Annotated in this window: 8 protein-coding genes; 7 read left to right on the forward strand and 1 reads right to left on the reverse strand. The window is 48.4% G+C overall.

Annotated features, from left to right (window positions below):
- Positions 1 to 270: 270 nt before the first annotated feature.
- A complete protein-coding gene (locus ACSIPU_RS28930) occupies positions 271 to 720 on the reverse strand; it encodes a copper resistance protein (protein ID WP_001023257.1) in 450 nt (149 codons plus the stop codon).
- 234 nt (positions 721 to 954) lie between these two features.
- Between ACSIPU_RS28930 and pcoA the strand changes: the two genes are divergently transcribed.
- The 7 genes from pcoA (at position 955) to pcoE (ending at position 7,806) form a co-directional block, all read left to right on the forward strand.
- The gene (gene pcoA, locus ACSIPU_RS28935) at positions 955 to 2,772 is read left to right on the forward strand and encodes a multicopper oxidase PcoA (protein ID WP_000925240.1); all 1,818 of its coding nucleotides are present in this window, start codon (positions 955 to 957) and stop codon (positions 2,770 to 2,772) included.
- Between the two features lie 5 nt (positions 2,773 to 2,777).
- Positions 2,778 to 3,668 (forward strand): copper resistance outer membrane transporter PcoB, encoded by an 891-nt coding sequence (gene pcoB, locus ACSIPU_RS28940; RefSeq protein ID WP_001378118.1) that lies wholly within the window; start codon positions 2,778 to 2,780, stop codon positions 3,666 to 3,668.
- Positions 3,669 to 3,707: 39 nt separating this feature from the next.
- Positions 3,708 to 4,088, forward strand: coding sequence for a copper resistance system metallochaperone PcoC (pcoC, locus tag ACSIPU_RS28945; RefSeq protein ID WP_020219105.1), 381 nt, complete (start codon positions 3,708 to 3,710; stop codon positions 4,086 to 4,088).
- Between the two features lie 55 nt (positions 4,089 to 4,143).
- Positions 4,144 to 5,022, forward strand: coding sequence for a copper resistance inner membrane protein PcoD (gene pcoD / locus ACSIPU_RS28950; RefSeq protein ID WP_229692861.1), 879 nt, complete (start codon positions 4,144 to 4,146; stop codon positions 5,020 to 5,022).
- Between the two features lie 54 nt (positions 5,023 to 5,076).
- Positions 5,077 to 5,757 carry a copper response regulator transcription factor PcoR gene (gene pcoR / locus ACSIPU_RS28955; RefSeq protein ID WP_001188930.1) on the forward strand — a complete coding sequence of 227 codons (681 nt, stop codon included), beginning with the start codon at positions 5,077 to 5,079 and terminating at the stop codon, positions 5,755 to 5,757.
- Positions 5,754 to 7,154: a copper resistance membrane spanning protein PcoS gene (gene pcoS, locus ACSIPU_RS28960; protein WP_001211180.1), complete on the forward strand. Its 1,401-nt coding sequence runs from the start codon at positions 5,754 to 5,756 to the stop codon at positions 7,152 to 7,154. Before pcoR ends, pcoS begins: the two co-directional genes overlap by 4 nt.
- Before the next feature lie 217 nt (positions 7,155 to 7,371).
- The gene (gene pcoE / locus ACSIPU_RS28965) at positions 7,372 to 7,806 is read left to right on the forward strand and encodes a copper resistance system metallochaperone PcoE (protein ID WP_000723069.1); all 435 of its coding nucleotides are present in this window, start codon (positions 7,372 to 7,374) and stop codon (positions 7,804 to 7,806) included.
- Positions 7,807 to 8,314 lie beyond the last annotated feature (508 nt).

Consider the following 8,314-nt stretch of genomic DNA (forward strand, 5'->3'; position numbering starts at 1 on the left):
AGCATGAACACTGCGGCGTATGCTAGGGGTTTTCAGGAGGCGTGTCATCTGTCAGTTAATCGGGAGCACCGTTGATGGTCGTCATTTTTGTAACATATCTTGTTTCCCGTTTGCTCCTGAAGCTCTGGGAACTGTATGACCAGCCCGACGGTGATGATTAACGGGACTGAAACAGGTTACGGCAGAGCAATATGGGGCTCATGTCCTGCTACGTAACCCGTCAGTAAAGCCCTGCTGCGCACCTGACGCTAAGCACTAACCCGCCTGCAGTTACCTGGTCGAATACAGCCCGCGAAGCTTTCTTGCCTGCGTCTGATGTGCTTCCGCACCGGCATTATTGACCTGCTCATGCACGAGAGCGGCTTTTTCTCCGGCATTCAGTTCGTTAAAAGAAGAAGACGAGGTCTTTGAATTTGCGTCACTGCCGGACAGCATTTTTTTATGTTCCTCAATCATTTTCTGATGCGCATAGGACGCGCTGTTGTTCATAAATGAATGAGCAACAATGGCCCTTTCATGTTCATTCATTTCAGAGAATGAGGGCGTGTTGTTTTTATTAACCCTGTCCGGTAAGTTTTCATGCGTCGAGGAATTCACATGACTGACGGCTGAGGCATTATTAACAAATCGATGTGCTTCATGGGCAATATCACTGGACTGAGCAAAAGCTGCCCCACAAAATAAAGCTGTAAACGCAGTGGTCGTGATTAATATATTCATGTGTAATTACCTTCTGAGGTACATAAAAGATGTCCTTATGATCATATATAAAAATAATCAACCTGTGGGGAAGATGACGTAAATGTAATACAGCTATGTACATTACACGATTGTAATGAATTTGTTTCTTAAGGTGTGCTAGATTCATTTTATTGTAAGTGGATGAACCAGTAATTTAATTTAAATCGGTTCTCGAATTCTGTCAGTAACCATACTTTAAATAAGGGAATACGCATGCTGTTGAAAACGTCTCGACGAACTTTCCTGAAGGGGTTAACCCTCTCTGGCGTAGCCGGAAGTCTTGGCGTATGGAGTTTCAATGCGCGTTCCAGTCTGAGCCTGCCAGTTGCCGCATCCCTGCAGGGTACTCAGTTTGACCTGACCATTGGTGAAACGGCCGTCAATATCACGGGCAGTGAGCGTCAGGCCAAAACAATCAATGGAGGCCTGCCGGGGCCCGTTCTTCGCTGGAAAGAAGGTGACACCATTACCCTGAAGGTCAAAAACCGTCTTAATGAACAGACGTCCATTCACTGGCACGGCATTATTCTTCCGGCCAATATGGATGGTGTTCCGGGGCTGAGTTTTATGGGCATAGAGCCTGATGATACCTACGTTTACACCTTTAAGGTTAAGCAGAACGGGACTTACTGGTACCACAGCCATTCCGGTCTGCAGGAACAGGAGGGGGTATACGGTGCCATTATCATCGATGCCGGGGAGCCAGAACCGTTTACTTACGATCGTGAGCATGTGGTCATGTTGTCTGACTGGACCGATGAAAATCCTCACAGCCTGCTGAAAAAATTAAAAAAACAGTCGGATTACTACAATTTCAATAAACCAACCGTTGGCTCTTTTTTCCGCGACGTGAATACCAGGGGGCTGTCAGCCACCATTGCCGATCGGAAAATGTGGGCTGAAATGAAAATGAATCCGACTGACCTCGCGGATGTCAGTGGCTACACCTACACCTATCTCATGAACGGGCAGGCCCCGCTGAAAAACTGGACCGGACTGTTCCGTCCCGGTGAAAAGATACGCTTACGGTTTATCAACGGCTCGGCAATGACCTATTTCGATATCCGTATCCCCGGGCTGAAAATGACGGTCGTGGCTGCAGATGGCCAGTATGTAAACCCGGTTACCGTTGACGAATTCAGGATTGCCGTTGCCGAAACCTATGATGTCATTGTGGAGCCTCAGGGTGAGGCCTATACCATCTTCGCACAATCCATGGACAGGACCGGTTACGCTCGAGGGACACTGGCCACGAGAGAGGGGTTAAGTGCTGCCGTTCCCCCCCTCGATCCCCGTCCTCTGTTGACCATGGAAGATATGGGTATGGGGGGAATGGGACATGATATGGCAGGAATGGACCACAGCCAGATGGGAGGCATGGATAACAGCGGAGAGATGATGTCTATGGACGGTGCTGACCTTCCGGATAGCGGGACATCCTCCGCGCCCATGGATCACAGCAGCATGGCCGGTATGGATCATTCCCGGATGGCCGGAATGCCGGGTATGCAAAGTCATCCTGCGTCAGAAACGGATAACCCACTGGTTGATATGCAGGCGATGAGCGTCTCTCCGAAATTAAATGATCCGGGTATTGGTCTTCGAAATAACGGAAGAAAGGTTCTCACGTACGCGGATTTGAAAAGCCGCTTTGAGGATCCTGACGGACGTGAACCTGGCCGTACCATAGAACTGCATTTAACCGGCCACATGGAAAAGTTTGCCTGGTCATTTAACGGAATCAAGTTTTCAGATGCCGCACCGGTGCTGCTGAAATACGGTGAGCGGCTCAGGATCACGCTGATCAACGATACCATGATGACTCACCCCATTCACCTGCATGGTATGTGGAGCGATCTGGAAGATGAAAACGGTAATTTCATGGTTCGTAAACACACAATAGATGTTCCCCCTGGTACAAAACGCAGTTACAGAGTGACAGCAGATGCGCTTGGCCGCTGGGCGTATCACTGCCATTTGCTCTATCACATGGAAATGGGAATGTTTCGTGAAGTCCGGGTGGAGGAATGATGCGAATGAAGAGAAATTTGAAGGCCATACCTGTTCTGGTCGCCGGTTTGTTTACCTCACAGCTTTCTATTGCGGCGGGCTCCGTCTCTGCAGATCCCCACGCCGGGCACGACATGTCTGCCATGCAGATGCCAGCAGATGAGAATTTCACTGAGATGACGTCAATGGAGCCCATTGTAACTGAGAGCAGAACGCCAATTCCGCCTGTTACCGATGCCGACCGGAAGGCTGCATTCGGCAATTTACAGGGGCATGCGATTCACGACAGTGCGATTAATTATCTGGTTCTGCTGGATCAACTGGAATGGCAACGGTCGGATAACACCAACAATTTCAGCTGGAGTGTTAACAGCTGGATTGGAGGCGACACAGATCGGATTTGGCTAAAGAGTGAAGGTGAACGAAGCAATGGGGAAACGGAGGCGGCTGAAGCGCAGTTACTCTGGGGACATGCGGTTGGCCCATGGTGGGATTTGGTTGCGGGTGTCAGGCAGGATTTCAGACCTGCTTCTGCCCGGACCTGGGCTGCTGTCGGTTTTCAGGGGCTGGCACTCTATAATTTTGAGTCTGAAATTACGGGTTTTGTCAGTAATGGCGGAAAAGCAGCCCTTCGTCTGGGAGGAGAATACGACGTTTTACTGACTAACCGGCTCATACTCCAGCCATCCTATGAGGTGAATTTCTACAGTCAGGATGATGAATCGCGGGGTCGCGGCAGGGGACTGACTGACACAGAGCTGGGGCTCCGGCTGCGCTATGAAATACGCCGTGAGTTTGCACCCTATATAGGCGTTTCCTGGAATCAACTTTACGGGAAAACATCCGATATGGCGAAAAGAGAAGGTGAGAAAGACCATCAGGTAGTATTCCTGGCGGGAGCCAGAATCTGGTTTTAACGCACTGATATAAAACACTCAACTAAACAGGTAAATAAAATGTCGATTTTAAATAAAGCCATTCTTACAGGTGGCCTCGTTATGGGCGTTGCTTTCTCTGCTATGGCCCATCCGGAATTAAAAAGCTCTGTGCCACAGGCTGATTCAGCCGTAGCGGCCCCGGAAAAGATTCAGCTTAATTTCTCGGAAAATCTGACCGTGAAATTCTCAGGTGCAAAATTAACGATGACGGGTATGAAAGGCATGTCATCACATTCTCCGATGCCGGTCGCGGCAAAAGTGGCGCCAGGCGCTGACCCTAAATCGATGGTCATTATTCCGCGAGAGCCTTTACCCGCTGGCACTTATCGTGTTGACTGGCGCGCGGTTTCTTCAGATACGCACCTTATTACCGGTAATTACACCTTTACAGTGAAGTAATATTATGAACGACCTGATTATGATTGTTATTCGTTTTCTTCTTTATCTGGATTTGATGGTAATATTTGGATTGCCATTTTTTCAGATATATGGAATAAGCGGTGTCAGACATGAAACCTATAACCTGACTAATTTCAGGTCGTTTATAACTTTTGCTGTTGTTACAGGCATCATTCTTACTGGCATTAATATGCTCCTGGTATCTAATGCCATGAGTGGAGTAACTGACCTCAGAGAATTATCCATCCATGTTATCGAGATGGTGATAGAAGAAACTGATGTGGGTATTAGCTGGATTGTCAGGCTCTGTGCCCTGTTTACCACACTCGGTGCTTTGTTCCTTTACACTAATAAGAGAGTATTGTCCTGCCTGCTGATGACGATGAGTGGGGGCGTGGCGCTGGCTACACTTGCCTGGGGAGGACACGCCGTTATGCATGACGGTCTGCATTACTATCTCCATTTACTGAGCGATCTGACCCATCTCGGCGCTGCAGGTGCCTGGACAGGTGCTCTGGTTGCATTTGCTATCCTGCTGATGCGCAGAAACGAGCATAATGCACAGAGCGTCATTGTGATATCTGACTCCCTGGCAAAATTTGCCACGGCAGGAACGGTGATTGTTGTAGCCCTGATCCTGAGTGCGCTGGTCAACTATCTGTATATTGCTGAGGGTAACTTAACTCCCTTATTCAACAGTTCCTGGGGGAGGATATTGCTTGCCAAGACGGCTCTGTTTGTTCTGATGCTTCTTCTGGCTGCAGCAAACCGGTTTCACCTGGGTCCCCGGCTTGAAGTTATGGTCAGGGAAGGGAATTATGATCGCAGCGTTGCCCTGATGCGAAACAGCATCCTGACAGAATTCGTTGTTGCGATTATCATTCTGGGCGCCGTAGCGTGGCTCGGAATGCTTGCTCCGTCTCAGGTCAGCTAGGGGACAGCCAAAGCTCATGCGTGAGATTTTTACTTTCATATCAGCGAGTTGACCATGCAGCGTATTTTAATCGTTGAAGACGAACAAAAAACAGGTCGTTACCTGCAGCAGGGACTGGTTGAGGAAGGCTATCAGGCCGATCTCTTTAATAATGGCCGCGATGGTCTCGGGGCCGCGTCGAAGGGACAGTATGATTTGATAATACTGGACGTGATGCTGCCTTTCCTCGACGGGTGGCAAATCATCAGCGCACTGAGGGAGTCCGGGCACGAAGAACCGGTCCTGTTTTTAACCGCAAAGGACAACGTGCGGGACAAAGTGAAAGGACTGGAGCTTGGCGCAGATGACTACCTGATTAAGCCCTTTGATTTTACGGAGCTGGTTGCACGTGTAAGAACCCTACTGCGCCGGGCACGCTCGCAGGCCGCAACAGTCTGCACCATCGCCGATATGACCGTTGATATGGTGCGCCGGACCGTGATCCGTTCGGGGAAGAAGATCCATCTCACCGGTAAAGAATACGTTCTGCTTGAGTTGCTGCTGCAACGCACCGGAGAAGTGTTACCCAGGAGTCTTATCTCGTCCCTGGTCTGGAACATGAATTTTGACAGTGATACGAATGTGATTGATGTCGCCGTGAGACGTCTGAGAAGTAAAATTGATGATGACTTTGAGCCAAAACTGATCCATACCGTTCGCGGTGCCGGATATGTCCTGGAGATCAGAGAAGAGTGAGGTTCAAAATTTCCCTGACCACACGCCTGAGCCTGATTTTTTCTGCGGTGATGCTTACGGTATGGTGGTTATCAAGTTTTATCCTGATTAGCACCCTTAATGGCTATTTCGATAATCAGGACCGCGATTTTCTGACAGGTAAACTTCAGCTCACCGAAGAGTTTCTTAAAACAGAGACGTTCAGGAACAAAACGGATATTAAGTCATTATCAGAAAAAATAAACGATGCGATGGTGGGGCACAATGGCTTATTCATTTCTATAAAAAACATGGAAAATGAAAAAATTGTTGAACTCTATGCCAAAAATTCTGTTGTTCCAGCGGTCCTGCTTAATAAGTCGGGTGATATTCTCGACTATATGATCCAGACGGAAGAAAATAACACCGTGTACCGCAGTATCTCGCGGCGGGTTGCCGTGACGCCGGAACAGGGTAAAAGCAAACATGTCATCATTACGGTTGCCACGGATACTGGGTATCACACCCTGTTTATGGACAAACTCAGTACCTGGCTGTTCTGGTTCAATATCGGTCTGGTCTTTATTTCTGTTTTTCTGGGCTGGCTGACCACACGTATTGGTCTGAAACCGCTACGGGAAATGACCAGTCTGGCTTCCTCCATGACCGTACACAGCCTGGATCAGCGTCTAAATCCCGATCTGGCTCCGCCGGAAATCTCTGAGACCATGCAGGAGTTCAATAATATGTTTGATCGCCTGGAGGGGGCATTCCGGAAACTGTCAGATTTCTCGTCTGACATCGCGCATGAGCTGCGCACACCAGTCAGTAATCTGATGATGCAGACGCAGTTTGCACTGGCTAAGGAAAGGGATGTTTCGCATTACCGCGAAATTTTATTCGCTAACCTGGAAGAACTGAAAAGGTTGTCACGAATGACCAGTGACATGCTTTTTCTGGCACGTTCAGAGCATGGTCTGCTGCGGCTGGATAAACATGATGTGGATCTGGCAGCCGAACTGAATGAATTACGTGAGTTGTTCGAGCCCCTGGCAGACGAAACAGGAAAGACAATCACGGTTGAAGGAGAGGGCGTTGTTGCCGGAGACAGCGATATGCTCCGACGTGCTTTCAGTAACCTGCTTTCCAATGCAATCAAGTATTCTCCCGATAACACCTGTACAGCGATACACCTTGAGCGTGACAGTGACTGTGTGAACGTGATGATTACGAATACGATGTCCGGCCAGGTTCCCGCTAATCTGGAACGTTTGTTTGACCGGTTCTATCGCGCAGACTCATCAAGGTTCTACAACACGGAAGGCGCGGGGCTGGGATTATCAATTACAAGGTCGATCATTCATGCTCACGGCGGCGAGCTGTCAGCAGAACAGCAGGGGCGTGAAATTGTGTTCAAAGTGCGCCTGTTAATGGATTAATCCCGTTGTTCAGGAGAAACCTGGAAGGTGACAAAATTGTCATCATTCAGTCACGCGATAAACAGAGGCGGTTTTTTATAATTATTCATAAATCAGGAGCAGCGTGATAACACAATCACCTGGTTCCTGGAGTGATGATTAACCCGCCCTGAGATCAACTGCTTTCTCTGTTATAAGCCATTGATTGTTTGGGTATGTAAACACCGGAGACCCAACCATGAAAAAGATTCTCGTATCATTTGTTGCCATTATGGCTGCCGCTTCATCTGCCATGGCTGCAGAGACAATGAACATGCATGACCAGGTAAATAATGCACAGGCACCTGCCCACCAGATGCAGTCATCTGCTGAAAAAAGTGCAATTCAGGGAGACAGCATGACAATGATGGATATGAGCAGTCACGATCAGGCCGCAATGTCCCATGACATGATGCAAAACAGCAATTCTGCTGCCCACCAGGACATGGCTGAAATGCATAAAAAAATGATGAAAGCTAAACCCGGAGCTACCAACGAAACAGCAAAGTCATTTTCTGAAATGAGCGAGCATGAGAAGGCCGCAGCTGTACATGAGAAGGCGAATAATGGTCAGTCTTCCGTTGTTCACCAGCAGCAGGCTGATAAGCATCGCAGTCAGATCACCCAGAATTAACCCGCAGCTCCACTTGTTAGACCCTCATTTGACGCCGAAGTCACTGGCTTACGCTCCCGTCCGGGAGCGTTTTTTTTCCCATATATCAAACTTTAACTCTGAAGAGGTGGAAGTATCTGACCAACACTGTCACGTAACGCCAGATAACTACAAAAACACCTTTTTCCTCCTGTAAATTGCAGTTCCTGCAAGAACATCAAGGCATAATGTTGGAACAGCGTGTGATACACACTTAGCATCATGTTTTGTATGTGTTTTTTTAAAACTTTACAACTTTAAAGTCTTTTTCAGGTTAAAGGATACAACTTTAATGTCTCTACACATGTCCTACCTTTGCTCAAATCAAAATGTTCTGACATACCAAAATGGAGTGTAAAATGACTCAAAACCAGGGTTCTGAGCCAGTACCGGCGAGCCGGACAGGGCAGCTCATCAGCGCCCGGGATATGGCCATGCAGAAATTCGAAGAAGGGATGCGGTTAATCTCGGAAGCGTCGGAACTGTGCGG

The organism is Klebsiella sp. HN106 (assembly GCF_051209435.1).
GTDB lineage: Bacteria > Pseudomonadota > Gammaproteobacteria > Enterobacterales > Enterobacteriaceae > Klebsiella > Klebsiella oxytoca.

Bases quoted from the DNA above. Each gene is read 5' to 3' on its own strand.
- ACSIPU_RS28930 (WP_001023257.1), bottom strand. From the start codon at position 720: ATGAATATATTAATCACGACCACTGCGTTTACAGCTTTATTTTGTGGG.
- pcoA (WP_000925240.1), top strand. From the start codon at position 955: ATGCTGTTGAAAACGTCTCGACGAACTTTCCTGAAGGGGTTAACCCTC.
- pcoB (WP_001378118.1), top strand. From the start codon at position 2,778: ATGAAGAGAAATTTGAAGGCCATACCTGTTCTGGTCGCCGGTTTGTTT.
- pcoC (WP_020219105.1), top strand. From the start codon at position 3,708: ATGTCGATTTTAAATAAAGCCATTCTTACAGGTGGCCTCGTTATGGGC.
- pcoD (WP_229692861.1), top strand. From the start codon at position 4,144: ATGGTAATATTTGGATTGCCATTTTTTCAGATATATGGAATAAGCGGT.
- pcoR (WP_001188930.1), top strand. From the start codon at position 5,077: ATGCAGCGTATTTTAATCGTTGAAGACGAACAAAAAACAGGTCGTTAC.
- pcoE (WP_000723069.1), top strand. From the start codon at position 7,372: ATGAAAAAGATTCTCGTATCATTTGTTGCCATTATGGCTGCCGCTTCA.